Origin of the sequence: Streptomyces sp. R44, assembly GCF_041053105.1 — a bacterium.
Lineage (GTDB): Bacteria > Actinomycetota > Actinomycetes > Streptomycetales > Streptomycetaceae > Streptomyces.
In genome coordinates this window covers 5843409-5865529 of the sequence record NZ_CP163444.1, presented here as the reverse complement: position 1 = coordinate 5865529, position 22121 = coordinate 5843409, and the positions used below count along the sequence as shown (strand labels likewise).

General features: G+C 72.6%; 20 protein-coding genes. 13 read left to right on the top strand and 7 right to left on the bottom strand.

Annotation, left to right across the window (positions count from 1 at the left end):
- Positions 1–41: 41 nt before the first annotated feature.
- Both AB5J54_RS27475 and AB5J54_RS27470 read right to left on the bottom strand, forming a co-directional pair.
- Entirely contained in the window at positions 42–338 is a 297-nt protein-coding gene (locus AB5J54_RS27475; protein ID WP_030693300.1) for an MTH1187 family thiamine-binding protein, read from the bottom strand.
- Complete coding sequence (locus AB5J54_RS27470) at positions 335–676, bottom strand: DUF3817 domain-containing protein (protein WP_369146571.1); 342 nt, start codon at positions 674–676, stop codon at positions 335–337. Before AB5J54_RS27470 ends, AB5J54_RS27475 begins: the two co-directional genes overlap by 4 nt.
- Positions 677–783: 107 nt before the next feature.
- Between AB5J54_RS27470 and AB5J54_RS27465 the strand changes: the two genes are divergently transcribed.
- The 4 genes from AB5J54_RS27465 to AB5J54_RS27450 all read left to right on the top strand — a co-directional run bounded on the left by AB5J54_RS27465 (position 784) and on the right by AB5J54_RS27450 (position 3462).
- Entirely contained in the window at positions 784–1422 is a 639-nt protein-coding gene (locus AB5J54_RS27465) for an AIM24 family protein (RefSeq protein WP_041662875.1), read from the top strand.
- Complete coding sequence (locus tag AB5J54_RS27460) at positions 1422–2072, top strand: AIM24 family protein (protein ID WP_369146570.1); 651 nt, start codon at positions 1422–1424, stop codon at positions 2070–2072. Before AB5J54_RS27465 ends, AB5J54_RS27460 begins: the two co-directional genes overlap by 1 nt.
- Entirely contained in the window at positions 2069–2845 is a 777-nt protein-coding gene (locus AB5J54_RS27455; RefSeq protein WP_369146569.1) for an AIM24 family protein, read from the top strand. The genes AB5J54_RS27460 and AB5J54_RS27455 overlap by 4 nt, the downstream gene beginning before the upstream one ends.
- 140 nt (positions 2846–2985) lie before the next feature.
- Positions 2986–3462 (top strand): MarR family winged helix-turn-helix transcriptional regulator, encoded by a 477-nt coding sequence (locus AB5J54_RS27450; RefSeq protein WP_369146568.1) that lies wholly within the window; start codon positions 2986–2988, stop codon positions 3460–3462.
- A 63-nt stretch (positions 3463–3525) separates the two neighbouring features.
- On the opposite strand, the gene meaB is transcribed toward AB5J54_RS27450, so the two are convergent.
- Positions 3526–4482: a methylmalonyl Co-A mutase-associated GTPase MeaB gene (gene meaB / locus AB5J54_RS27445; RefSeq protein ID WP_369146567.1), complete on the bottom strand. Its 957-nt coding sequence runs from the start codon at positions 4480–4482 to the stop codon at positions 3526–3528.
- Between the two features lie 24 nt (positions 4483–4506).
- Positions 4507–5709 carry an acetyl-CoA C-acetyltransferase gene (locus AB5J54_RS27440; RefSeq protein WP_369146566.1) on the bottom strand — a complete coding sequence of 401 codons (1203 nt, stop codon included), beginning with the start codon at positions 5707–5709 and terminating at the stop codon, positions 4507–4509.
- Between the two features lie 137 nt (positions 5710–5846).
- On the opposite strand from AB5J54_RS27440, the gene mce reads away from it, so the two are divergent.
- The 7 genes from mce to AB5J54_RS27405 all read left to right on the top strand — a co-directional run bounded on the left by mce (position 5847) and on the right by AB5J54_RS27405 (position 16286).
- Entirely contained in the window at positions 5847–6299 is a 453-nt protein-coding gene (gene mce / locus AB5J54_RS27435) for a methylmalonyl-CoA epimerase (RefSeq protein ID WP_369146565.1), read from the top strand.
- A 214-nt stretch (positions 6300–6513) separates the two neighbouring features.
- Positions 6514–11151 carry a polarized growth protein Scy gene (scy, locus tag AB5J54_RS27430; protein ID WP_369146564.1) on the top strand — a complete coding sequence of 1546 codons (4638 nt, stop codon included), beginning with the start codon at positions 6514–6516 and terminating at the stop codon, positions 11149–11151.
- Positions 11152–11265: 114 nt separating this feature from the next.
- On the top strand, positions 11266–12201 hold the full coding sequence (locus AB5J54_RS27425; RefSeq protein WP_116158785.1) for a cellulose-binding protein: 936 nt from the start codon (positions 11266–11268) through the stop codon (positions 12199–12201).
- Between the two features lie 70 nt (positions 12202–12271).
- Positions 12272–13240 (top strand): ABC transporter ATP-binding protein, encoded by a 969-nt coding sequence (locus AB5J54_RS27420; RefSeq protein WP_369146563.1) that lies wholly within the window; start codon positions 12272–12274, stop codon positions 13238–13240.
- Between the two features lie 3 nt (positions 13241–13243).
- A complete protein-coding gene (locus AB5J54_RS27415) occupies positions 13244–14023 on the top strand; it encodes an ABC transporter permease (RefSeq protein ID WP_369146562.1) in 780 nt (259 codons plus the stop codon).
- Positions 14024–14166: 143 nt separating this feature from the next.
- Entirely contained in the window at positions 14167–15456 is a 1290-nt protein-coding gene (locus AB5J54_RS27410; RefSeq protein ID WP_369146561.1) for an ABC transporter ATP-binding protein, read from the top strand.
- Positions 15453–16286 carry an ABC transporter permease subunit gene (locus tag AB5J54_RS27405; RefSeq protein ID WP_369146560.1) on the top strand — a complete coding sequence of 278 codons (834 nt, stop codon included), beginning with the start codon at positions 15453–15455 and terminating at the stop codon, positions 16284–16286. The genes AB5J54_RS27410 and AB5J54_RS27405 overlap by 4 nt, the downstream gene beginning before the upstream one ends.
- Before the next feature lies 1 nt (position 16287).
- On the opposite strand, the gene AB5J54_RS27400 is transcribed toward AB5J54_RS27405, so the two are convergent.
- On the bottom strand, positions 16288–16614 hold the full coding sequence (locus tag AB5J54_RS27400; RefSeq protein WP_369146559.1) for an ATP/GTP-binding protein: 327 nt from the start codon (positions 16612–16614) through the stop codon (positions 16288–16290).
- Between the two features lie 198 nt (positions 16615–16812).
- Between AB5J54_RS27400 and AB5J54_RS27395 the strand changes: the two genes are divergently transcribed.
- Complete coding sequence (locus AB5J54_RS27395; protein WP_369146558.1) at positions 16813–17847, top strand: LLM class flavin-dependent oxidoreductase; 1035 nt, start codon at positions 16813–16815, stop codon at positions 17845–17847.
- Between the two features lie 109 nt (positions 17848–17956).
- Here AB5J54_RS27395 and AB5J54_RS27390 read toward each other — a convergent pair whose 3' ends face one another.
- Positions 17957–18349: an SCO5389 family protein gene (locus tag AB5J54_RS27390; RefSeq protein ID WP_017236120.1), complete on the bottom strand. Its 393-nt coding sequence runs from the start codon at positions 18347–18349 to the stop codon at positions 17957–17959.
- A gap of 250 nt (positions 18350–18599) precedes the next feature.
- Here AB5J54_RS27390 and nucS point away from each other — a divergent pair, with 250 nt between their 5' ends.
- Entirely contained in the window at positions 18600–19271 is a 672-nt protein-coding gene (gene nucS, locus AB5J54_RS27385) for an endonuclease NucS (protein ID WP_369146557.1), read from the top strand.
- Positions 19272–19343: 72 nt separating this feature from the next.
- Here the strand turns inward: nucS and AB5J54_RS27380 are convergent, their stop codons facing one another.
- Positions 19344–21926: an ATP-binding protein gene (locus AB5J54_RS27380; protein ID WP_369146556.1), complete on the bottom strand. Its 2583-nt coding sequence runs from the start codon at positions 21924–21926 to the stop codon at positions 19344–19346.
- Between the last annotated feature and the right edge of the window lie 195 nt (positions 21927–22121).

Here is a 22121-nt window from a genome sequence, read left to right as displayed (position 1 = left end):
CCTGGATCAGGACCGGGGGCTTCTCGCGTACAGCGGGGGCGTCAGGCGCCCAGGTGGCGCTCCACCGTCTCGACCTTGGCGGTCAGTCCGTCCGTCACGCCCGGACGGATGTCGACCTTCATCACCACGGACACGCGCGGCGCACGGGCCTCGACGGCGGCGACGGCGCGCTTGACGACGTCCATGACCTCGTCCCAGCTCTCGCCCTCGATCGACGTGAACATGGCGTCGGTCCGGTTCGGGAGTCCGGACTCACGGACCACTCGGACCGCGTCGGCGACGTACTCGCCGACCTCCTCCCCCACACCGAGGGGGGTGACGGAGAACGCGACGATCATGCCTTCACCGCTTCCTGAGCGGCGCGGGAGGCGATGACCGCGTCCTCGGCCTCGCGCTTCAGCTTCCGCTCGGCGTAGAAGCCGCCCAGGGGCAGCACCGAGAGGACGAAGTAGAGGGCGGCGGTGCCGAAGCTCCACTTGGTCCTGTTCCAGGCGTCCAGCCAGAAGAGGACGTACAGGATGAAGAGGATGCCGTGGATCGCGCCCATGACCGGCACCGCGTTGAAGTCCGTCGTCCGCTTGAGCACCGAGCAGACCAGCAGGAGCAGGAACGAGACGGCCTCCGGCGCGGAGACGAGCCGGAGCCGGTGGAGGGAGGAAGCGGTCTTGATGTCCACGGAGGGGGTCACCTTCGTTCGATCTTGTGAACGGATGCACAAGGGCCCGTCCATTGTGCACGGGGACTTTGCTGTCTCTTTAGCCGGGGGCCCAGTACCTTCCTCGGGTGGCAACGTTCCGACTCCAAGGCAGCAAAGTGCTCGCCGTCTCCATGACCGGCGACGCCGTCAAGGCGAAGAACGGCTCGATGGTCGCCTACGACGGCCAGATGGCGTTCAAGAAGATGAGCGGCGGCGGTGAGGGCCTGCGCGGCATGGTGACCCGCCGGCTCACGGGTGAGCAGATGGAGGTGATGGAGGTACGAGGGCAGGGGACCTGCTGGTTCGCCGACCGGGCCTCCGAGATCAATCTCGTCTCCCTGCACGGCGACAAGCTCTGGGTGGAGGCGAGCAATCTGCTCTGCACCGACGCGGGGCTGCGCACCGGCACCACGTTCACGGGCCTGCGCGGCGGCGCCACCGGCAACGGCCTCTTCACCACGACCGTCGAGGGCACGGGCCAGGCGGCGATCATGTCGGACGGTCCGGCGGTGGTGCTGCGGGTGACCCCGCAGTACCCGCTCCAGGTGGACCCCGGCGCGTACATCGCCCACCAGGGCAACCTCCAGCAGCACTTCCAGTCCGGGGTGACCTTCCGCACCCTCATGGGCGAGGGCGGCGGCGAGGCCTTCCAGATCCGCTTCGAGGGCGACGGGCTCGTCTACGTCCAGCCGAGCGAGCGGAACACGATCGGGGGTGACGTCTGATGCCGTTCCGCGAGATCAACTCGAAGATGGTCGAGGCGACCGTCGTCCCCGGGCAGCGGATGTTCAGCCAGCGCGGTGCGATGCTCGCGTACCGCGGCGACGTCAGTTTCACGCCGAACATGGCGGGCGGTCAGGGCGGCCTGATGTCGATGATCGGCCGCCGGGTGGCCGGCGAGGCGACCCCGCTGATGACCGTCGAGGGCAACGGCACGGTGATGTTCGGGCACGGCGGCCACCACATCCAGGTGATCGCGCTGACGGGCGACACCCTGTACGTGGAGGCCGACCGGCTGCTCGCCTTCGACGGGACCCTGGAGCAGGGCACGATGTTCATGGGCTCGCAGGGCGGCGTCATGGGCATGGTCCGCGGCCAGGTGACCGGCCAGGGCCTGTTCACCACCACCCTGAAGGGCCACGGCTCGGTGGCCGTCATGGCGCACGGCGGCGTCATCGAGCTGCCGATCACCCCGGGCCGCCCGGTCCACGTGGACCCGCAGGCGTACGTGGCGCACCACGGCGACGTGCGGAACAAGCTCTCCACGGCGCTGGGCTGGCGCGACATGGTGGGGCGCGGCTCGGGCGAGGCGTTCCAGCTGGAGCTGAGCGGCAGCGGCGCGGTGTACGTCCAGGCCTCGGAGGAGAAGCTGTGAGCACCCCTGTCATCCACGACCCGCACTCCCTGCCGTCGGACGACAACGTCAATCCGTACACCTTCTGCGTGGAGCTCAAGGGCTCCCAGTGGTTCCTGCAGAAGGGGAAGATGATCGCCTACTACGGGCGGATCGAGTTCAACGGCATCGGGCACGGGCGGCTCGACCGGCTGGTGCGGACGTCCTTCCACTCGCCGCTGCACGCGAGCGACTGGGTGGTCGCGGAGGGCAGCGGGAAGATGCTGCTCGCGGACCGGGCCTTCGACGTGAACTCGTACGACCTGGACGAGGGCAATCTGACGATCCGGTCGGGGAACCTGCTGGCCTACCAGCCGACGCTCGCGCTGAAGCAGTCGATCGTGCCGGGCTTCGTGACGCTGATCGGCACGGGCAAGTTCGTGGCGGCGTCGAACGGCCCGGTGGTGTTCATGGAGCCGCCGATGCGGGTGGACCCGCAGGCGCTGGTGGGCTGGGCGGACTGCCCGTCGCCCTGTCACCATTACGACCACGGCTACATGACGGGCGTGATGGGCGGCGTCCGTGCGCTGACGGGGATCGGCGGCACCTCGGGCGAGGAGCACCAGTTCGAGTTCGTCGGCGCGGGGACGGTACTGCTCCAGTCGACGGAGCTGCTGATGGCGGAGCGGGCGGTCGGCGCGCCGCCGGCGCAGCCGGGCGTGCCCGGTGGGCATGGTTCCGGCCAGGGCATGCCCGGCTCGGTACCGCGCCTTCCCGGCCAGCTCGGCGACCTCCAGCGTCGCTTCGGCCTGTAGCCGGTAGTCTGCGGAGTGTGACGTCCTCGAACGTCTGCCCCGGGTGCCTGACACCCTGGAGGCCAGGACACCCCGACGCGGTGCGCGGCGTCACACCCCAGACTTCGTCAAGTATTCAACTTCTTAGGTAGAATCCATATATGGAGACCGAGACGGCCACCCCCTGGCTCACCGACGGCGAGCAGTGCGCCTGGCGCACGTTCCTGGACGTCCAGAGAATGCTGACGTACCAGCTGGAGCGTGACCTCCAGCCCTTCGGCCTGACGATGAACGACTACGAGATCCTGGTGAACCTCTCGGAGTCGGCGGAACGGCGGCTGCGCATGAGCGACCTCGCCGCGGCCACCCTCCAGTCGAAGAGCCGGCTCTCCCACCAGATCACCCGCATGGAGAACGCCGGTCTCGTACGCCGCGAGAACTGCGAGTCCGACCGGCGCGGGCTCTACGCCGTCCTGACCGACGACGGCATGGAGACCATGCGCAAGGTCGCCCCGCACCACGTCGAGTCGGTGCGCAGGCACTTCATCGACCAGCTCAGCGGCGAGGCCCTCGGCGACCTCCACGAGTCCCTCAAGCCGATCGCCGAACAGCTCCGCGGCCGCCGCGGCAAGCCGTGACCTGACAGAGACGAGAAGGGCCCCTCCGGTGACCGGAGGGGCCCTTCTCGTCCGTACCGGGGGTCAGTTTCCGGTCAGTCTCGCGACCAGCTCGTCGGAGGCCGCGTACGGGTCGAGGGCGCCCGCCGTGATCCGCTCGGCGAGGGCGTCCAGGCGCCGGTCGCCGTGCAGGTCGCCGATGCGCTCGCGCAGGGCGGTGACCGCGATGGTCTCCACCTCGCGCGCGGCACGGGCCCGGCGGCGCTCCGCCAGGACCCCGTGCTCCTCCATCCAGGCGCGGTGCTTCTCCAGCGCCTCCACGACCTCGTCGATGCCCTCGCCGCGCGCCGCGACCGTCTTGACGATCGGCGGCCGCCAGTCGCCCGCGCCCCGCGCCTCGCCGAGGCCCAGCATGTGGTTGAGCTCCCGGGCGGTGGCGTCCGCACCGTCCCGGTCGGCCTTGTTCACCACGTACACGTCGCCGATCTCCAGGATGCCCGCCTTCGCGGCCTGGATCCCGTCGCCCATGCCCGGCGCGAGGAGCACCACCGAGGTGTCGGCCTGTGAGGCGATCTCCACCTCGGACTGCCCGACGCCGACGGTCTCCACCAGGATCACCTCGCAGCCGGCCGCGTCCAGGACGCGGATGGCCTGCGGGGCGGACCAGGCGAGCCCGCCCAGATGGCCGCGGGTGGCCATGGAGCGGATGTAGACGCCCGGGTCGGAGGCGTGCTCCGACATCCGGACCCGGTCGCCGAGGAGAGCTCCCCCGCTGAACGGCGAGGACGGGTCGACGGCGAGCACGCCGACCCGCTTGCCCGCCCGGCGGTACGCGGAGACCAGCGCGGACGTCGACGTGGACTTGCCCACGCCCGGCGAGCCCGTCAGGCCCACCACGTACGCGCCGCCGGTGAGCGGCGCGAGCGCCGCCATCACCTCGCGCAGCTGCGGGGACGCCCCCTCCACGAGCGAGATCAGCCGGGCCACGGCCCGCGGCCTGCCCTCCCGTGCCTGGGCGACGAGTTCGGGGACGTCCACCATGTGCGCTGCTCCTTGACCGAAGGACTACTTGCCGGGGACCTTGACGATGAGCGCGTCGCCCTGGCCGCCGCCGCCGCACAGGGCCGCCGCGCCGACGCCGCCGCCGCGCCGCTTGAGCTCCAGGGCCAGGTGCAGCACCAGACGGGCGCCGGACATGCCGATCGGGTGGCCGAGCGCGATGGCGCCACCGTTGACGTTCACCTTTTCGGGGGTGACGCCGAGGTCCTTCATGGACTGGTGCGAGACGGCGGCGAAGGCCTCGTTGATCTCGATCAGGTCGAGGTCGGAGACCTCCAGGCCCTCCTTCTTGAGGGCGTGCAGGATCGCGTTGGACGGCTGCGACTGGAGGGAGTTGTCCGGGCCCGCCACGTTGCCGTGGGCGCCGATCTCGGCGATCCACTCCAGGCCCAGCTCCTGCGCCTTGGCCTTGCTCATCACGACCACGGCGGCGGCGCCGTCGGAGATCTGCGAGGCGGTGCCGGCGGTGATGGTGCCGTCCTTGGTGAAGGCCGGGCGGAGCTTGCCGAGGGACTCGACGGTGGTCTCCGCGCGGATGCCCTCGTCCTTGGCGAAGACGACCGGCTCGCCCTTGCGCTGCGGGATCTCGACCGGGGTGATCTCGGCCTCGAAGATGCCGTTCTTCTGGGCGGCGGCGGCGCGCTGGTGCGAGAGGGCGGCGAGCTCGTCCTGCACCTCGCGGCCGATGCCGAGGCGGGTGTTGTGCTTCTCCGTGGACTCGCCCATGGCGATGCCCTCGAAGGCGTCGGTGAGACCGTCGTACGCCATGGCGTCGAGCATCTCGATGGCGCCGTACTTGAAGCCCTCGCGGGACTTCGGCAGCAGGTGCGGGGCGTTCGTCATGGACTCCTGGCCGCCGGCGACGACGACGTCGAACTCACCCGCGCGGATCAGCTGGTCCGCGAGCGCGATGGCGTCCAGACCCGACAGACACACCTTGTTGATGGTGAGCGCGGGGACGTTCATCGGGATGCCGGCCTTCACGGCGGCCTGACGGGCGGGGATCTGCCCGGCGCCCGCCTGGAGCACCTGGCCCATGATCACGTACTGCACCTGGTCGCCGCCGATGCCGGCCCGGTCCAGGGCGGCCTTGATGGCGAAGCCGCCGAGGTCGGCGCCCGAGAAGGACTTGAGCGAGCCGAGCAGGCGACCCATGGGCGTGCGGGCGCCCGCGACGATCACTGAGGTGGTACCGGTCGTTCCAGACATGAGGCACGGCCCCTTGGGATGAGGAGTGAACGAGGGTTTACCGCCAATGTACTGAGCGGTGCGGCGCCGGGTCATCGGCCCGATGGTGTGATCGCGCGCACGTTGCGTAACCACCTTTCCGGCGGTGCACTGGTTCCATGCTGACGCGAATCGACCACATCGGGATCGCCTGTTTCGACCTGGCTAGAACTGTCGAGTTCTACCGTGCCACGTACGGGTTCGAGGTCTTCCACTCCGAGGTCAACGAGGAGCAGGGCGTCCGCGAGGCCATGCTCAAGATCAACGGGACCGACGACGGCGGGGCCTCCTACCTCCAGCTCCTGGAGCCGACCCGGGAGGACTCGGCGGTGGGCAAGTGGCTCGCCAAGAACGGTGAGGGCGTGCACCACATCGCCTTCGGCACGGCGGACGTCGACGGAGATGCCGAGGCCATCCGCGGCAAGGGCGTCCGTGTCCTCTACGACGAGCCGCGGATCGGCTCCATGGGCTCCCGGATCACCTTCCTCCACCCCAAGGACTGCCACGGCGTCCTCACGGAACTGGTCACCTCGGCCGAGCCGTCCGCTGACCACTCCTCAGCGGAGCACTGACCTCCGGATTCCTGGCCCGGTAGAGTGGGCGACTCCGGGCCGGGGCCGGTCGGGGCCGCTCCGTGCGGCACCGAAGTCGGGATGTCGGGGTCGTCCGATCTGCCACGATTCCCCGGGGGTCCGTCCTCGGCCGTGAGGGCGTGCTCGTAGGAGTTGCGACCAGGGTTGGGGTCTCCCCTGCTCGAAGAGCTTCGGGGAAGGATGGGACCGCGCAGTGCGGGGCTACGAACGCCAGGAGAGCCACCGAGCTGAAGACGACCATCTCGCCAGGTTCGAAGCCGAGATGGACCGGCTGAAGACCGAACGCGAGAAGGCCGTCCAGCATGCCGAGGACCTGGGCTACCAGGTCGAGGTCTTGCGCGCCAAGCTCCACGAGGCGCGCCGCACCATCGCCTCCCGGCCGGCGTACGACAGCGCCGACATCGGCTACCAGGCCGAGCAGTTGCTGCGGAACGCGCAGGCGCAGGCCGAGCAGCTCCGCCAGGACGCCGAGCGCGAGCTGCGCGAGGCCCGCGCCCAGACCCAGCGCATCCTCCAGGAGCACGCCGAGCACCAGGCCCGGCTCCAGGCCGAGCTGCACAACGAGGCCGTCCAGCGCCGCCAGCAGCTCGACCAGGAGCTGAACGAGCGCCGCCAGACCGTCGAGGCGCACGTCAACGAGAACGTCGCCTGGGCCGAACAGCTGCGCGCCCGCACCGAGTCCCAGGCCCGCCGCCTGATGGAGGAGTCCCGCGCGGAGGCCGAGCAGTCGCTCGCCGCCGCCCGCGCCGAGGCCACCCGGCTCGCCGAGGAGACCAGCCGCCGCGTCGGCGCCGAGGCCGAGGCCGCCCGTGCCGAGGCCGAAGCGATTCTGCTGCGCGCCCGCAAGGACGCCGAGCGGCTCATCGGCGCCGCCTCCAGCCAGGCGCAGGAGGCCACCAGCCACGCCGAGCAGCTCCGCTCGACCACCGCCGCCGAGACCGACCAGGCCCGCCGCCAGGCCACCGAGCTCTCCCGCGCCGCCGAACAGCGCATGCAGGAGGCCGACGAGAAGCTCCGGCTCGCCCGCGCCGAGGCCGAGAAGGCCCTCACCGAGGCCAAGGAGACCGCCGCCAAGCAGCTGGCCTCCGCCGAGTCGGTCAACGAGCAGCGCACCCGCACCGCCAAGACGGAGATCGCCCGCCTCGTCGGCGAGGCCACCAAGGAGGCCGAGGCCCTCAAGGCCGAGGCCGAGGAGAAGCTCCGCGAGGCGACCGCCCAGGCGGAGAAGCTCGTCACCGAGGCCTCCGAGAAGGCCGTCACGGCCGCCGCAGAGGACTCCGCCGCCGCCCTCGCCAAGGCCGCCCGCAGCGCCGAGGAGATGCTCACCAAGGCCTCCGAGGACGCCCGGGAGACCACCCGCAAGGCCGCCGAGGAGGCCGAGCGGGTCCGCCGCGAGGCCGAGACCGAGGCGGACCGGCTGCGCGCCGAGGCCGGGGAGCAGGCCGACGAACTGCTCGGCTCGGCCAAGGACGACACCAAGGAGTACCGCGCCAAGACGGTCGAGCTCCAGGAGGAGGCCCGTCGGCTGCGCGGCGAGGCCGAACAGCTGCGCGCCGAGGCCATCGACGAGGGCGAGCGGATCCGCTCCGAGGCCCGCCGCGAGGCCCTCCAGCAGATCGAGGAGGCGGCGAAGACCGCCGAGGAGCTCCTCACCAAGGCCCGTACGGACGCCGAGGAGCAGCGCGCCAAGGCCGGCGCCGAGAGCGAGCGGGTCAAGTCGGAGGCGATGGAGCGCGCCCAGACGCTCCGCACCCAGGCCGAGGAGACCCTGGAGCGCACCCGCGCCGAGGCCGAGCGGCTGCGCGCCGAGGCCGAGGAGCAGGCCGAGTCGGTGAGGACCGCGGCCGAGGAGGCCGCCGCCGGACTGCGGGCGGACGCCGAGCGGGCCGCCGAGGCGCGCCGCGCGGAGGCCGCCGAGGAGCTGACCCGGCTGCACACCGACGCCGAGGCGAAGGTCGCGGCCGCCGGCGAGGAGCTCACCGACGCGCGGGCCGAGGGCGAGCGGATCCGGCGCGAGGCCGCCGAGGAGACCGAGCGGCTGCGGACGGAGGCCGCCGAGCGGATCCGTACCCTCCAGGAGCAGGCCGAGCAGGAGGCCGAGCGGCTGCGCGCCGAGGCCTCGGCGGATGCGTCCACCGCGCGTACCGAGGCCGAGTCCGCGGCGGTACGGCTGCGCACGGAGGCGTCCGAGGAGGCCGAGCGGCTGAAGTCGGAGGCCCAGGAGTCCGCCGACCGGATGCGGGCCGAGGCCGGCGCCGCCGCCGAGCGGGTCGCCGCCGAGGCCGCCGAGGCGCTCGCCGCCGCGCAGGAGGAGGCCGTCCGGCGCCGCCGGGAGGCCGAGGAGACCCTGGAGTCGGCCCGTTCCGAGGCCGGCCGGGAGCGTGAGCACGCCCGGGAGCAGTCCGAGGAGCTCCTCGCGGCCGCCCGCAAGCGGGTCGAGGACGCGCAGACCGAGGCGCAGCGCCTGGTCGAGGAGGCGGACGCGCGGGCGACCGAGATGGTCACCGCGGCCTCGCGAGCCGCCCAGGAGGTGCGTGACTCGGTGGCCGGTCTGCGCGAGCAGGCCGAGGAGGAGATCGCCGGGCTGCGCTCCGCCGCCGAGCACGCGGCCGAGCGGACGCGGACCGAGGCGCAGGAGGAGGCGGACCGGGTCCGCTCCGACGCGTACGAGGAGCGGGAGCGGGCGACCGAGGACGCCGCCGCCACACGGGCGCGTGCCCAGGAGGAGTCGGAGGCCGCGAAGGCACTGGCGGAGCGGACGGTCACGGACGCGCTCGCCGAGGCGGAGAAGCTGCGGGCGGACACCGCCGAGTACGCCCAGCGGGTACGGACCGAGGCGACGGACGCGCTGGCCTCGGCCGAACAGGACGCGGCCCGCACCCGGGCGGACGCCCGGGAGGACGCGAACCGGATCCGTTCGGAGGCCGCCGAGCGCGCCGAGACGACCGTCGGCGAGGCACGTGCCGAGGCCGAGCGGATCGCCGCCGAGGCGGAGCAGGTCCTCGACGAGGCCCGGCAGGCCGCGGACAAGCGGCGCGCGGACGCCGCCGAGCAGGCCGACACGCTCGTCGGCGAGGCGACCGCCGAGGCCGCGCGGATCGGTGCCGAGGCCGCCGCGCTGCGGGCCGAGGCCGAGCAGGCCAAGGCCGACGGCGAGGCGCAGGCCGAGGCACTGCGCGCGGAGGCCCGCGCCGAGGGCGAGCAGGTCCTCGACGAGGCCCGCAAGGCCGCCGACAAGCGGCGCACCGACGCCGCCGAGCAGGCCGACACCCTCATCGGCGAGGCCACCGCCGAGGCCGAGCGGCTCACCGCCGAGGCGGTCGAGCTCATGGAGACGACCGAACAGGACGCGGCGCGCCTGCGGGCCGAGGCCGAGCAGGCCAAGGCCGACGGCGAGGCACAGGCCGAGGCACTGCGCGCCGAGGCCCGCGCCGAGGGCGAGCAGGTCCTCGACGAGGCCCGCAAGGCCGCCGACAAGCGCCGCACCGACGCCGCCGAGCAGGCCGACACCCTCATCGGCGAGGCCACCGCCGAGGCCGAGCGGATCGCGGCCGAGGCCGCCGAGCTGCGCGAGACGACCGAGCAGGACTCCCAGCGGCTGCGCGCGGAGGCCGAGCAGGTCAAGGCCGACGGCGAGGCGCACGCGCAGGCCCTGCGCAACGCCGCGCTGGCCGATGCCGACCAGCTCCTGGACGAAGCCCGCAAGGCCGCCGACCAGCGCCGTGCGGACGCCGCCGGACAGGCCGACGCCCTCGTCGGCGAGGCGACCGCCGAGGCCGAGCGGATCGTGAACGAGGCGGCCGAGCTGGCCGATTCGGTCGGCGCCGACGCCCGCGCCGAGGCCGGCCGTACGGTCGACGCCGCCGCGGAGGAGGCCGAGCGGCTGCGCGCCGAGGGCGCCGAGGCGATCGCCGAGGCCCTGCGGGACGCCGAGCGGATCCGTACCGAGTCGGAGCGGGTGAAGGCCGACGCCGCGGCCGCGGCCGAGCAGATGCGCGCCGAGGCCCGCGAGGAGGCCGACCGGACCCTCGACGAGGCCCGCGAGGCCGGGGCGCGGAAGCGTTCGGACGCGGCCGAGCAGGCCGACCAGCTCGTCGCCAAGGCCCAGGAGGAGGCGCTGCGCGCCACCACGGAGGCCGAGTCGCAGGCGGACACGATGGTCGGCGCGGCCCGCAAGGAGGCCGAGCGGATCGTCGCCGAGGCGACCGTCGAGGGCAACTCGCTGGTGGAGCAGGCCCGTACGGACGCGGACGAGCTCCTGGTCGGGGCGCGCAGCGACGCGACCGCCATAAGGGAGCGGGCCGAGGAGCTGCGGGGCCGGATCGAGGGCGAGATCGAGGAGCTGCACGAGCGGGCGCGGCGCGAGTCGGCCGAGCAGATGAAGACGGCCGGCGAGCGCGTCGACAAGCTGGTGAAGGCGGCCGAGGAGCAGCGCGCCGAGGCGGAGGAGAAGGCGAAGGAGCTGGTCTCCGAGGCGAGTTCGGAGGCGAGCAAGGTCCGCATCGCCGCGGTCCGCAAGGCGGAGGGGCTCCTGAAGGAGGCCGAGCAGAAGAAGGCCTCGCTGACCGCGGAGGCCGAGGCCATCAAGGCGGAGGCCGAGCGGATCCGTGCGGAGGCCGCGGCCGAGGCGGAGAAGACCGTCGCGGAAGGACAGCGCGAGCTGGAAACGCTGACGCGGCGTCGCAAGGACATCAATGCCGAGATCTCCCGTGTCCAGGACGTCCTGGAGGCGTTGGAGTCTTTCGAGACGCCGTCCGCCGGAAAGGACGGGGTCAAGGCGGGTGCGTCGTCGGGGTCCACTCGTACGGGTGGCAAGTCCCAGGACGGCTAGCCACTCAAAAGGCTGGACATTCTCCAGATCAAACGGGCATACGCTCGATGACACGCCGCTTCGGCCCCTAGGATTCCCTCTAACACCTCACCGGTCTCATTCGACAGGAACCCCATGAGCGACACTTCCTCCCCCTTCGGCTTCGAGCTCGTGCGGCGCGGTTACGACCGCGGTCAGGTGGACGACCGCATTACCAAGCTCGTGGCCGACCGCGACAGCGCCCTGTCCCGCATCACCTCGCTGGAGAAGCGCATCGAGGAACTCCACCTCGAGACGCAGAACGCCCAGGCGCAGGTCACCGACGCGGAGCCGTCGTACGCCGGTCTCGGCGCCCGCGTCGAGAAGATCCTGCGGCTCGCCGAGGAGGAGGCGAAGGACCTGCGTGAGGAGGCCCGTCGCGCCGCCGAGCAGCACCGCGAGCTGGCCGAGTCGGCCGCCCAGCAGGTGCGCAACGACGCGGAGTCCTTCGCGGCCGAGCGGAAGGCCAAGGCCGAGGACGAGGGCGTCCGGATCGTCGAGAAGGCGCAGGGCGAGGCCAACTCGCTGCGCGCCGAGGCGCAGAAGGACGCGCAGTCGAAGCGTGAGGAGGCGGACGCCCTCTTCGAGGAGACCCGCGCCAAGGCCGCCCAGGCCGCCGCGGACTTCGAGACGAACCTGGCGAAGCGCCGCGAGCAGTCGGAGCGGGACCTGGCCTCGCGCCAGGCCAAGGCCGAGAAGCGCCTCGCGGAGATCGAGCACCGCGCCGAGCAGCTCCGCCTGGAGGCCGAGAAGCTGCGCACGGACGCGGAGCGCCGGGCCCGTCAGACGGTGGAGACCGCGCAGCGCCAGGCCGAGGACATCGTGGCCGACGCGAACGCCAAGGCCGACCGGATCCGTTCGGAATCGGAGCGCGAGCTCGCGGCGCTGACGAACCGCCGCGACTCCATCAACGCGCAGCTGACCAACGTCCGCGAGATGCTGGCGACGCTGACCGGTGCCGCGGTGGCGGCGGCCGGCTCCCCGATCGACGACGAGCGCACGGCCGGCGTCCCGGCCCAGCAGTCCCGGTAAGCACCTGACGCAGAAAGACCCTCCGTCATTCCGGTGGCGGGGGGTTTTGCGTACCCGTAGGTTGGTGCGCATGATCGAGCTTGAGGGCCTGACGAAGAGGTACGGGACGAAGACCGCGGTCGACCATCTCTCCTTCCAGGTCCGCCCCGGCGTGGTCACCGGCTTCCTCGGGCCGAACGGGGCGGGCAAGTCGACGACGATGCGGATGATGCTCGACCTGGACAACCCGACGAGCGGGACGGTCCGGATCGACGGCAAGCACTACCGGGACCTGGCCGAGCCGCTGAAGTACATCGGGGCGCTGCTCGACGCCAAGGCGATGCACGGCGGCCGCTCCGCGTACAACAACCTGCTGTGTCTGGCGCAGTCCAACCGCATCCCGGCGAGCCGGGTGGGCGAGGTGCTGGACCTGGTGGGTCTGACGCCGGTCGCGAAGAAGAAGTCGAAGGGGTTCTCCCTCGGCATGGGGCAGCGTCTCGGCATCGCGTCGGCGCTCCTCGGCGATCCCGAGATCCTGATGTTCGACGAACCCGTCAATGGTCTGGACCCCGAGGGAATTCACTGGATCCGCAATCTGATGAAGGCGTTGGCGGCCGAGGGCCGGACGATCTTCGTTTCCAGCCATCTGATGAGTGAAATGGCGCTGACGGCCGATCATCTGATCGTGATCGGGCAGGGAAAACTGCTGGCCGACACGTCGATGGCGGATTTCATCCAGCAGAATTCCCGGAGTTATGTGCGGATGCGCTCTCCACAGCAGGAACGACTGCGGGACGTGCTCCACGCCAACGGTTTTGTCGTGATCGAGGCGGGCAACGGGACCCTTGAGGTGGACGGGGCGACGACCGAGAAGCTGGGCGAGCTGGCGGCGGAGAACGGGCTGGTGCTGCACGAGCTGAGCGCCCAGCGCGCCTCCCTGGAAGAAGCGTTCATGCAGATGACGGCCGGCGCGGTGGAGTACCACGCGCACGGCACCGACGTACACAGCGGCGCCGCGGCGCCCGGCCCCCGGTGGGGCACGACCTCCGAGGGAGCCTGAACGATGGCAGCGGCATCCGCGGTCCTCCAGTCCGAGTGGACCAAGATCCGGACGGTGTCGTCGACCGTCTGGACCCTCGCGAGCGCCCTTCTCGTCACGGTGGCGATGAGCGCGGCGCTGTGCGCCCTGTTCAAGTCGACGTTCGACGATCTCAGCGATGTGGAGCGGGCCACCTTCGACCCGACGTTCGCCAGCTTCTCCGGGATGATCCTCGGCCAGCTGGCCATGGTGGTCTTCGGCGTCCTGGTGGTGGGGACCGAGTACTCCTCGGGCATGATCCGCACCTCGCTGGCCGCCGTGCCGCAGCGCGCGACCTTCCTCTTCTCGAAGATCGCGGTGGCCGGGGGGCTCGCCCTGGTCGTGGGCCTGGCGACCAGCTTCCTCTCCTTCTTCCTCGGCCAGGCGCTGCTCGGCGAGCACCGCACGAACCTGGGCGCGGACAACGTGCTGCGCGCGGTGGTCGGCGGCGGCCTCTACATGGGCCTGATCGCGATCTTCTCGATGGGCGTGGCGACGATGCTCCGCTCCTCGATGCTGTCGCTCGGCATCCTGGTGCCGTTCTTCTTCCTGATCTCGCAGATCCTGTCGGCGGTCCCGAAGGCCAAGGAGGTCGCCAAGTACTTCCCCGACCAGGCCGGCTCCAAGATCATGCAGGTGGTGCCGGACGCGATGGGCTCGGAGAAGGCGCCGTACGGCCCCTGGGGCGGGCTCGGGATCATGCTGCTCTGGGTGGTGGCCTCGCTGCTCGGCGGCTATCTGGTGATCAAGAAGCGCGACGCCTGACCCCGCGCGCACCGGAGGATCACGGTTCCGCTTCGGCGGAACCGTCAACGGCTGGATAAGCTCCTAGCTCATACGGGGGGCTCCGGCCGAAGGCCGCCACGCCCCGACATGGATGCGAACCGACCTGTCGATGGGGCTGGAGAATGATCGAGGCAGTCGGCCTGACGAAGCGCTACGGCGCCAAGACGGCCGTGTACAACCTTTCCTTCCAGGTGAGGCCCGGTGTCGTCACCGGGTTCCTGGGGCCCAACGGCTCCGGCAAGTCGACGACGATGCGCATGATCCTGGGCCTCGACCGGCCCACCGCGGGTCACGTCACGATCGGCGGCCACCCGTTCCGGCAGCTGCCGAACGCGCCCCGGCAGGTCGGCGCGCTCCTCGACGCCAAGGCCGTGCACGGCGGCCGCAGCGCCCGCAGCCATCTGCTGTCGCTCGCCCAGCTCGCCGGCATCCCGGCGCAGCGGGTCGACGAGGTCCTCGGCGTGGTCGGTCTCCAGGACGTCGCCCGGCGGCGCTCGAAGGGCTTCTCGCTCGGCATGGGCCAGCGGCTCGGCATCGCGGCGGCCCTCCTCGGCGACCCGCAGGTGCTGCTCTTCGACGAGCCCGTCAACGGTCTGGACCCCGAGGGCATCCTCTGGGTGCGGAACCTGATGAAGAAGCTGGCCGCCGAGGGCCGCACGGTCTTCGTCTCCAGCCACCTCATGAGCGAGATGGCGCTGACGGCCGACCACCTGATCGTGATCGGCCGGGGGCAGCTGCTCGCGGACATGAGCGTCACGGACTTCATCTCGGCGAACTCCGCCGACTTCGCCCGGGTGCGGACGCCGGGCACCGAGCCGGCCCAGCGCGAGAAGCTGACCTCGGTGCTCATCGAGGCCGGCGGCCAGGTGCTGTCCGAGCCGGACGGCGCGCTGCGGGTCACGGGCCTGCCGCTGCCGCGGATCAGCGACCTGGCGCACGGCGCGGACGTACGGCTCTGGGAGCTGTCCCCGCACCAGGCCTCCCTGGAGGAGGCGTACATGCGGCTGACGCAGGGCGCGGTGGACTACCGCTCCACCGACGACCGTCTCGCCCACCTCCAGCCGCCCGTCCACCCCGGACAGCAGGGGTACGGGATGCCGCCGCAGCCGCCGGTCCAGGACGTGCCGCAGCAGGGCTGGTACGCCCCGCCGCCGCCCGGGCAGAACCCGTACGGCGGGGCTCCGCAGGGCCCCCACGCCCCCGCGCCGGGTCCGTACGCCGCGCCCGCCGCCCCGCAGCAGGCCCCCGCGCCGGGTCCGTACGCCGCGCCCGCCGCCCCGCAGGCCCCCGCGCCCGGTCCGTACGCCGCCCCCGCCGCCCCGCAGGCCCCCGCGCCGGGTCCGTACGCCCCTCCGGCCGCTTCGCAGCCGGGCCTCCCGCAGCCGAGCGACACCCCGAAGGACGCCCGATGACCGCCCCCGCTCCCCACCACGCCCCGGCGCCGCAGGCCTACGTCTCCCCCATCCCGGTCCGTGCCGCGCACCTCGGTGACGCGCTCGCCTCCGAGTGGACGAAGATCCGCTCGGTGCGGTCGACGATGTGGACGCTGGGGGTGATGATCCTGCTGATGATCGGCATCGGGATCGGTGTCGCCGCCATCGCCGCCGCCTCCGAGGCCCCGATGGGCGAGGAGTCCGCGCTCGGCTTCGGCTTCTTCGGGATGCTGCCGGCGTCGATCTGCGTGATCACCCTCGGCGTGCTGACGATCGCCTCCGAGTACGGCACGGGCATGATCCGTACGACCCTGACGGCCTGCCCGAGCAGGGCCCGGGTGCTCACGGCGAAGGCGATCGTCTTCTTCCTGCTGGTCTTCTCGATCGCCTTGGTGATCACGGGGCTCGTCGCGGCGGCCCAGGTCGGCATGGTGGACGCGGCGGAGCCGACGGCCGGGGAATGGCTGCGGGCGACGGTGGGAGCGGCCGCCTACCTGGCGACGCTCGGGCTGCTCTCGATGGCGATCGGCACGCTCATCCGGCACTCGGCGGGCGCGATCACCGTGATGATCGGTCTGCTGCTGCTGCCGCTCGTGGCCGCCATGTTCATGTTCTCCGAGGCGCTCACGTCGGTGCGGGAGTTCCTGCTGACCTACGCGATCCCCTCGCAGATGATCGTGCTCTACAGCACCCACCCGCCGTTCGGCGACGACGGCCCCTCGGGCTGGGAGCCGCTCTTCATCCTGCTCGGGATCACGGCCGCCGCGTTCGCCGGCGCCTTCGGCGCCCTGAACAGCCGGGACGTGTGATCTAGTACCTCGGCGCGTTGCGGGACCGCTGCACCCTGCTGGTGCGGCGGTCCTTCGCGTTCCAGCAGGCCTTGTGCCAGTGCCGGCGGTCGTCCACTCCGCCCCACTCGGGCCAGGCCACGACGTGCGGGGCGCCGGACGGGATCTCCTGGTCACAGCCCGGGCAGCGGTAGCGCTTGCCGGGGGCGCTCGCACCGGCGACGAGCCGGACGTACCACTCCTCGCCCTGCCAGGACTCGGTGCGCTGCGCACCGCCGTACCGGTCGCCGTGGTCGCCCTGCTGCTCGGGCTTACCGCCGCCTCGGGAGCGGTTGTGACGCGGGGACACGGGCACACCTCACGGGGTCTGGGAACACGGACCGTTCCCTCCAGCCTACGGGGGGCCACCCGGTGCCCCGGGCCCCGCCCGGGACGGCTTAGCCGAAAATCGCAAGAACTTCATGAACGGCCGTTGCCTTTGGCACGTGTCAGACGTTGGTGCCAGTGCGAGGGGAGATACGCGTCGGCCGCAAGGAGGCAGAAGGCGATGCGCGTGGGTACGTTCGTTCTGGCAGCCCAGTTCCCGGGCCAGGGCCAGGGGGAGGCACTGCACCGGGCGGTGCGGACCGCCGAGGTCGCCGAGGAGGCGGGGCTCGACTCCGTCTGGCTCGCCGAGCACCACTTCGTGCCGTACGGGGTCTGCCCCTCGGCCGTGACGCTGGCGGCGCTGCTCCTCGGCAGGACCCGGCGGCTCCGGGTCGGCACGGCGGTGAGCGTGCTGCCGACCGTCCATCCGGTCGCCCTCGGCGAGCAGGCGGCGCTGCTGCACCTCACCTCGGGCGGCAGGTTCACCCTCGGGGTGGGCCGGGGCGGGCCGTGGGTCGACCTGGAGGTGTTCGGCGCGGGTCTGGAGGCGTACGAGAAGGGGTTCCCCGAATCGCTCGACCTGTTGCTGCGCTGGCTCACCGAGCCGCGGGTCGGCGCCGAGGGGGAACGATTCGCTTTCCGTGAGGTGCCGGTGGTGCCCCGCCCCGACGAGCTGATCGGCGGCGCGGCCTCCCCCGAGGTGGTGGTGGCCTGCACCTCGCCGAAGAGCGTGAAGCTCGCGGCGGAGCGCGGACTGCCGATGCTGCTCGGCATGCACTGCGGCGACGAGGAGAAGGCCGAGATGGTCGCGGCCTGGGCGCGGTGCGCGCGGGAGGCCGGGCGGACTACGGAGGAGATCGCGCGGATCGGCGCCGGCCATGTCTCGGCGGGAGTGGCGCAGCTCGCGGACCGGGGAGCGGACGCGGCGGAGGCGCTGGTGAAGGCGATGCCGGGCTGGCTGAAGCAGGGGCTCGACGCGCATGTGACGGTGGACGGCCGGCACCGGGCGATGCGGGATCCCGTCGCGTACACGGAGCTGCTGTGCGGGCTGCACCCGGTGGGCACGCCCCGGCGCGCGGCGGACCGGCTCGCGGCGACCGCGGAGCGTACGGGCATCACGCGCTTCGCCCTGCTCGCGGAGGGCTCGGGCGACCTCGCGGCGACCGAGGAGAACGTGCGGCGGCTCGGCACGGAGGTCCTGCCGCTCCTGGTGTGAGGGCTGCCACGTCCGGGACTGTGCTGCCGCTCCTGCACCTGTCGGCGGCGATGCGCGTCGGCTCGCATCGTTCGCCTTCTCCCGCGATGCGGAGCGGCAGCACCATGTCTCAGCAGTCGCGCAGTTCCGGCGACTGGTTCAGCAGCTGTCCCCGTACGGACGTGAAGCGGGCGAGCCGCTCGTCCACCGCCGGGTCCAGCGGGAAGACCGCCACGCGGTGGCAGTTCTGGAAGGCGAGACGCACCCCGAAATGCCGCTGCAGCGCACCACGAATGGCATCGCTCGCGAGCGCGCGCAGCAGCTGACCACGTGCCTGCTCATTCGGCGGCGGCGTCTGGTTGTCGGCGAACTCTCCGCCGTCGACCTTCAGCTGTGCCACCAGAGAACTGATCATCTCCCATGCGTAGGGCAGGGAGGTCCGGACGCAGTCGACGAAGTCGGCTTCGTCGACCTCGCCTCGCTCGGCCTGTTCCAACAGCGCCGGTGAGACGTCGAGCGACATGGGTTCTCCTCTCGCGACCCCGCGGACGGGGTCTTGCGGGCAGGGACGAAGGCCGGGCCGTGCGCCACGCTGCGTGCACGGACGACGACCTCCAGCTTCCACGGTAAGCGCGCAGTCCGGGCGGCACCAGAAGAATGGGCACACAACCGGCTGATAACCGACGGGTGTTCGGCCAACGACCGCCCCCATCGGGTGCCGGGCCGATGCCCGAATCGCGCGGAAGAGCGCCCGTCTTGTAGCGTTGGCGACCATGCGTCTCGTCATTGCCCGTTGCTCCGTGGACTACGCGGGTCGACTCACGGCCCACCTGCCCTCCGCGCCCCGTCTGATCCTGGTCAAGGCAGACGGCAGCGTCTCCATCCACGCGGACGACCGGGCGTACAAACCGCTCAACTGGATGTCGCCGCCGTGCACCCTGAAGGAAGGCGTCGAGGGTGAGGCGGGCATCTGGACCGTGATCAACAAAGCGGGCGAGAAACTGATCATCACGATGGAGGAGATCCTCCACGACTCCTCGCACGAGCTGGGCGTGGACCCGGGTCTCATCAAGGACGGCGTCGAGGCGCACCTCCAGGAGCTGCTCGCCGACCGCATCGAGACCCTCGGCGAGGGCTACACGCTGATCCGCCGCGAGTACCCGACCGCGATCGGCCCGGTGGACATCCTGTGCCGGGACGCCGACGGCGCGACGGTGGCGGTGGAGATCAAGCGGCGCGGCGAGATCGACGGCGTCGAGCAGCTGACCCGCTATCTGGAGCTGCTCAACCGCGACCCGCACCTGGCGCCGGTGAAGGGCGTCTTCGCGGCCCAGGAGATCAAGCCGCAGGCCCGGGTGCTCGCGACGGACCGCGGGATCGGCTGCGTGGTCCTCGACTACGACGCGCTGCGCGGCATCGAGGACGACAAGCTGCGGCTGTTCTGATCCTCGTACGCGTACGAGTACGGCCCCGGGTGCGGTGAGCGCGCCCGGGGCCGTCGTCGTTCCCGTACGGGGTCAGGCCGGCGAGTCCGTGGCGGTCTCGGAGGCGGAGGGGGCGCCGAGGGTCGTGGTCTCGCTGGTCGCCGGAGGGGCGGTCGTCGGCGGCGGGGTCGTGGTCGGCGGGGTCGTCGTCGGCGGCGCGGGGGTGGTCGTCGGCGGCTTCGGCGTCGTGGTCGTCGGCCTCGGCGGCGGGGTGGTCGTGGCCGGCGGCGCGGTCGTCGTGGGGCGTCCGGTCGGCGGTGCCGTGGTCGCCGTCGGCGCTCCCGTCGTGGCCGAGGGGCTGCCCGAGGACGACGGAGAGCCGGATGCGGACGGGTCCGTCGAGGCGGACGGCGACGCGCTGCCGGAGCCGGAGGGGCTCGGGGAGTCCGAGTGCGTGGCCTGGCCGGTCTCGGCCGGGTCGGCCTCGCCGTCGGCGGGCTCCTCGGCGTCGAGGCCGTCGGAGCCGCCGCTCTCGTTCGCGGTGCTGTCGGAGGTGACGCGGTCGCCGGCCGGGTTGTCGCCGTTGCCGGAGGTGGCGCCGAGGGTGACGACGGTGCCGAGGACGGCGACGAGGAGCGCGCCCGCGCCGACGGCGACGAGGTTGCGGCGGGCGCCGCTGAGGATGCCGCCCTTGAGGCCGGAGCGGCGGTCGCCGTTCTTGGCGGTGTCGGTGTGGGTGACGAGCGTGGGGCCCGCGTCGGCGAAGTCGGGGAACGCGGGGACCGGGGGCGTCGCCGGGGTCCGGACGGGCCCGCCGGGCAGCGGGGCCGTGACGGGCTCCGGTCTCGGGAGGGCGGGGCGGGCGGCCGGGCCGCGCAGGGCGGGGGTGCCGCGCGGCGGGGAGAGGGGCTCCTCGGCGCGGAGTGCGGCGGCGTGCTCTCCGGAGAGGTCGGCGACGAGGGCGAGGGCCCGGCGGCCGGCGACGGTGCCGCGCTTGTCGGCGAGCACCCCGCGCAGGCCGATGGAGGCCTCCAGCTCGGCGCGGGCCCGCTCCAGGTTTCCGGCGCAGATCGCGAGGACGCCGAGCTCGTGGTGGAAGTAGGCCTCCTCGGCGACCTCGCCGGCGAGCCGGGCGGCTTCCTGTCCGGCGCGCAGGGCGCGCTCCCAGGCGCCCCAGTGCAGTCCGGCGGCGAAGGCGGGCGCGGCGGCGCGGGCGAGGAGGACGGCGGTGGACCGGTGCTCGGCGGCGCTCTCCCCGGTGCCGGGGATCAGCGCGGTGAGGGCGGCGAGCAAGGCGTCGGCCTCGGCGGTGGCCCGCTCGGGGGTGACGGAGGGGTGGGACGCCCACCAGGCGTAGTGCTGGGCGATGGTGTGGGCGCGGTCGGCGGCCTCGTGCTCGTACCCGTGGGCGAGGAGCTGGGTGAGGACTCCGGTGGCGAGCCGGTAGCGGGGGCCGACCGGGCTGAGCAGTCCGCAGGCCATGAGTTCGCCGAGGGCGGCGTCGGCGTGGGTGTCGCCGACGAGGGCCGGGAGGTGGGCCTGGTGCGGGACCTCGCCGCCGAGGGCGACGGCGAAGCGGAGGGCGGTCTGGGCGGAGCGGCTGAGGCGGGAGGCGAGGAGCGCGGCGGGGGCGGCGCCTTCGCCGAGGCTGGGCAGCGGAATCTCGCGCAGTTCGACGTCGGGGTCGTCGATGCCGTCGAAGGCGGCGGCCGCGACGGTGGCCGCCGCGGTGGGGTCGGTGGGGCCGAAGGCCTCTTCGAGGGCGCCGAAGGCGTCGAACTCGGCGGGGGTGACGCGCAGCCGGTCGCGCTGGCGGAGGAGGGCACCGGCCTGGACGAAGCGGAGCGGGAGTCCTTCGGACTCGAACCACAGGTCGCCGGCCCAGTTGGCCTCCTCCTCGGTGAGGGTGCGGCCGACGGCGCTCTCCAGGAGCTCCAGGGCGGCGGCGCGGCCGAGGCCGGCGAGGAGGACCTCCTCGACGGGGGCCTCGGCGGAGGGGGCGGGGGTGTCGGGTCCCGAGGCGAGGAGGAAGGCGCACTCGGGGGCGGCGGCGAGGAGTTCGTCGAGGGCCGCGCCGCCGCATTCCAGGTCGTCGACGACGACCACGGCGCCGATGTCCCGGAGCCGGGCGAGGAGGCCGGCCCGGTCGGGGCGCTGCCCGGGGGCGTACCGGACGGCGGTGAACAGCTCGTGGAGCAGCTCGGTGGGGGTGCGGTGGTGGCCGGAGAGGCGGACGACGCCGTCGGGGGCCAGGCCGGCGCAGTCGGCGGCGACGGCGTCGAGGAGGGCGGTGCGGCCGGATCCGGGGGCGCCGACGACGCGGGCGCAGCGGCCCTGGCGGAGTATGCCGGTGAGCCGCTCGCGCTCCTCCTGGCGTTCGAGGAGGGGCAGCTCGGGTGCGGCGGGGCCCGGCGGGACGGGCGGGGCGACGGCGCGGGCGGCCTCGGCGCGCTCCTCGGGGGTGCGGGGGCGGGGGGCCTCCGGTTCCTGCCCGGGCGGGCAGGGTTCGATCTCGCTGCCGTCGACGGGGTTGACGGTGAGGAGCAGTTCGCCGGAGACGAGCCGGACGACGCGGGCACGCGCGGGCGTCGGAGCGGGCACGCCACGGCCCTGGCGGGCCTCCTCGCCCTCGGTGTCGTGACCGTACTCCTCCGACCCAGGGTTGATCGGGTCCATGGTGCAAGCCCCCAAGAAGCGGTGTCCGGTGCCCGCCGGTGGGTCCGTCCCATGTGCAGACGGGTCCGTCAATGTGCGGGCGACCGAACCCTAGACCGTGGTCAGGCGGTCGGGAACAGGCGGGGTGCCCCCGAGACCAAGACGTCACGGTCTTGTGAGGATTGGGTGTGACGCCTGGTTCTCACAGCTGCTTCA

Excerpts from the sequence above, each read along its gene's own strand:
- meaB (WP_369146567.1), bottom strand. The coding sequence starts at position 4,482 with ATGGTGGACGTCCCCGAACTCGTCGCCCAGGCACGGGAGGGCAGGCCG.
- mce (WP_369146565.1), top strand. The coding sequence starts at position 5,847 with ATGCTGACGCGAATCGACCACATCGGGATCGCCTGTTTCGACCTGGCT.
- AB5J54_RS27425 (WP_116158785.1), top strand. The coding sequence starts at position 11,266 with ATGAGCGACACTTCCTCCCCCTTCGGCTTCGAGCTCGTGCGGCGCGGT.
- AB5J54_RS27475 (WP_030693300.1), bottom strand. The coding sequence starts at position 338 with ATGATCGTCGCGTTCTCCGTCACCCCCCTCGGTGTGGGGGAGGAGGTC.
- AB5J54_RS27420 (WP_369146563.1), top strand. The coding sequence starts at position 12,272 with ATGATCGAGCTTGAGGGCCTGACGAAGAGGTACGGGACGAAGACCGCG.
- AB5J54_RS27415 (WP_369146562.1), top strand. The coding sequence starts at position 13,244 with ATGGCAGCGGCATCCGCGGTCCTCCAGTCCGAGTGGACCAAGATCCGG.
- AB5J54_RS27440 (WP_369146566.1), bottom strand. The coding sequence starts at position 5,709 with ATGTCTGGAACGACCGGTACCACCTCAGTGATCGTCGCGGGCGCCCGC.
- nucS (WP_369146557.1), top strand. The coding sequence starts at position 18,600 with ATGCGTCTCGTCATTGCCCGTTGCTCCGTGGACTACGCGGGTCGACTC.
- AB5J54_RS27450 (WP_369146568.1), top strand. The coding sequence starts at position 2,986 with ATGGAGACCGAGACGGCCACCCCCTGGCTCACCGACGGCGAGCAGTGC.
- AB5J54_RS27405 (WP_369146560.1), top strand. The coding sequence starts at position 15,453 with ATGACCGCCCCCGCTCCCCACCACGCCCCGGCGCCGCAGGCCTACGTC.
- AB5J54_RS27380 (WP_369146556.1), bottom strand. The coding sequence starts at position 21,926 with ATGGACCCGATCAACCCTGGGTCGGAGGAGTACGGTCACGACACCGAG.
- AB5J54_RS27460 (WP_369146570.1), top strand. The coding sequence starts at position 1,422 with ATGCCGTTCCGCGAGATCAACTCGAAGATGGTCGAGGCGACCGTCGTC.
- AB5J54_RS27390 (WP_017236120.1), bottom strand. The coding sequence starts at position 18,349 with ATGTCGCTCGACGTCTCACCGGCGCTGTTGGAACAGGCCGAGCGAGGC.
- AB5J54_RS27395 (WP_369146558.1), top strand. The coding sequence starts at position 16,813 with ATGCGCGTGGGTACGTTCGTTCTGGCAGCCCAGTTCCCGGGCCAGGGC.
- AB5J54_RS27410 (WP_369146561.1), top strand. The coding sequence starts at position 14,167 with ATGATCGAGGCAGTCGGCCTGACGAAGCGCTACGGCGCCAAGACGGCC.